The sequence below is a fragment of the Pseudomonas sp. SIMBA_068 genome, from assembly GCF_046534705.1.
GTDB classification, from domain to species: Bacteria; Pseudomonadota; Gammaproteobacteria; order Pseudomonadales; family Pseudomonadaceae; genus Aquipseudomonas; species Aquipseudomonas putida.
This window is the reverse complement of record NZ_JAWRYI010001877.1, coordinates 1-229: the sequence shown is the minus strand read 5'-3', so window position 1 is coordinate 229 and position 229 is coordinate 1. Positions and strand designations below refer to the sequence as shown.

Annotated in this window: 1 protein-coding gene; it reads right to left on the bottom strand. The window is 41.5% G+C overall.

The window, feature by feature from the left end; all coding sequences use genetic code 11:
• On the bottom strand, window positions 1-229 hold a 229-nt coding region (locus tag SB756_RS36280; RefSeq protein ID WP_410914090.1), incomplete at both ends, for an aminotransferase class III-fold pyridoxal phosphate-dependent enzyme.

The following is a 229-nucleotide window of genomic DNA, read 5'->3' as shown; positions in this document are numbered from 1 at the left end:
ATGGGTTCAATAATAAAAGCAGCTACGTGTTGGTGGTTATTTTTAAAGTACTGTTCAAGTTCACGCGCTTCACTTTGCTCAAAAGTGCTTGAAAACTTACTGGCAGGGGCAGGTACAAATACGTGCTCAGGTAAAAAACCCTTATATAGGCTATGCATAGAGTTCACAGGATCGCATACGCTCATTGCAGCAAACGTATCGCCATGATAACCCTTAAAAGGGGTCATTA